Source organism: Okeania sp. SIO2B9 (assembly GCF_010672505.1).
Classification (GTDB): domain Bacteria; phylum Cyanobacteriota; class Cyanobacteriia; order Cyanobacteriales; family Microcoleaceae; genus Okeania; species Okeania hirsuta.
The window spans coordinates 1-1,459 of the sequence record NZ_JAAHGK010001594.1 but is presented as its reverse complement, the minus strand read 5'-3'; the positions used below and the strand labels follow the sequence as shown (position 1 = coordinate 1,459).

2 protein-coding genes are annotated in these 1,459 nt (G+C 33.5%); one reads left to right on the top strand and one right to left on the bottom strand.

Annotated features, from left to right (window positions below; all coding sequences use genetic code 11):
* Window positions 1-322 (top strand): metallopeptidase TldD-related protein (locus F6K13_RS32945; protein ID WP_287289899.1); only part of this gene is annotated, 322 nt, incomplete at its 5' end.
* A gap of 562 nt (window positions 323-884) precedes the next feature.
* Here F6K13_RS32945 and F6K13_RS32940 read toward each other — a convergent pair.
* Complete coding sequence (locus F6K13_RS32940) at window positions 885-1,037, bottom strand: hypothetical protein (protein ID WP_161564734.1); 153 nt, start codon at window positions 1,035-1,037, stop codon at window positions 885-887.
* Window positions 1,038-1,459 lie beyond the last annotated feature (422 nt).

Here is a 1,459-nt window from a genome sequence, read left to right as displayed (position 1 = left end):
CGATCGCCCTGTTGAGGAAATGATTAAAGATATCGATCGAGGGGTTTATGCCATAGGAAGTCTAGGTGGCCAAACTAATGGAGAAATGTTTACATTTGCTGCGGCAGAAGGTTATATGATTCGTAATGGAAAAATTGCTGAAGCTGTCAGTAATATTACTTTGACAGGGAATGTATTTCAAACTCTCAAAGATATTGAAGCGATCGGTAATGATTCTACTTACAATAGTGGTAGTTGTGGTAAAGCAGGTCAAGCACCTTTGCCTGTAAGTATTGGCAGTCCCCACTTGATGATTAAAAATGTAGTAGTTGGAGGACATTGAGCAGAACAAAAGTGTTTATTAGATATCTCCGGAAGTTATATGTGGATAGCATTTTGGCGTTGCATAAATGCAGGATGATTTTAATAGTTTTGTGGAATAGGTATCTTGCCCATTTCTTATATTTTCGGGCCGGCCGGATGTCCACCTACTTATATTCATCCCATCCCTCAGCAATGCCTCATTTTTTGTGTTTTTATCTCATAAAGTTTCTTTCCCTTTGCCTTCTGGAGCAGATGAGCTATTGCCTACTTCTACAAAAAGTCTATTTTTTTTAGCCAGATGTTTATTGAGAGTAGAGTACAGATAGTTCATAAAAATATAGTCAAATATGACATATCCTTCTTGGAAAAGACTTGTAATTTCTAAGTTTCAGACCTATTCTCTAGAGAGCGATCATGTCAGCGGAACGGAGTTCTATCGCTACTTTATTTCCTAATAGAAAATATAAAATATGTCCAACCTGTAACAGATGTAAATATCGCCCTCTCCGAAAGTGACAAAACAGAGATAAAAGCAAAAAGCAGAAGTTATGTACTTCACTGAATCAAAAAACTGTTTAGCTTTATACAGCAGGAATAAATTCATCTTTAATGTACCGCAATACAAAATCAATTGTTTCTTGCCTCACCCATCCTTTTTGTACTGCGACCTCTCCAAAACGTAAATTTGTTTGACTCTGTTCTACCAAGATAGAATATATTTGTTTCTCATTCAATAATTTTGCTAATTTCAGATACTCACCAACTGTTTTTTTATGATTATCCGTAATTAGTTGAGCAAATATGTATACGAATAAATCTACAGTTTATTGATTAGTTATTCTCCACATTACAGCAATTTATCCAAATCTTAGGTGATAGTTACTACGTTGATATTGCAAAATTTATTATACTTGGTTTCCTGTGATTAAACCTGCTTGTTGTAATAACTTTCCTATGAGTTTTGAAAGTTCTTGTTTTTGAGAATATTTATTTGCATTATGCTATTCCATATAACTTTATGAAATGATTTTTTTCAAATTAATAACTTTTTATTCTTACCTAAGTAGAGCAGGCTAGAAAAAAGACGTTGCATTTTTAATCAAAAAAACCCTAAAGGCAATCAATATAAACTTTTGAGCTAATTTACAATTTGATA